The 373-nt window shown below is 66.0% G+C and carries 1 protein-coding gene; it reads left to right on the forward strand.

What is annotated here, in order from left to right; translation table 11 throughout:
• The coding region (locus BIU91_RS19150; RefSeq protein WP_216099639.1) for a hypothetical protein at positions 1 to 373 on the forward strand (373 nt) is incomplete at both ends.

The raw sequence follows: 373 nt of genomic DNA on the forward strand, positions 1-373 counted from the left end.
GAGATCCCCGCGCATCCTCCGACGGTCCCGCCAGCCTTCGAATGGTGGGACACGAAGAGCGGCAAGGCGCTTCCTCGCCTGTTTGCGGGACAGCTGCAGCCGGCGCTCGGGGCCGCACTCATGACGGTGCACAGCGTGCTCATGTCAGCGGCACACAGCGAGGACCGAATCGGTTGTGCGTGGTGCCGCACTGCGGCGAAGAAGCACCGGTTCGTCGCGCTGTTCCAGACCTTGACCGCGCTAAAGATTCTGCACGCGGACGCCCCGGATAGCGTTCCTCCGAAAGTCACGGAACTCCTGGACGAAGCGGACTCACAGTGGGTTCTCGCCCAGCGGCGTCTGCGGAACGGGCTCGTCCACCTCGGGATGCAGG

It is taken from the genome of Curtobacterium sp. MMLR14_002, assembly GCF_001864975.1.
GTDB lineage: Bacteria > Actinomycetota > Actinomycetes > Actinomycetales > Microbacteriaceae > Curtobacterium > Curtobacterium flaccumfaciens.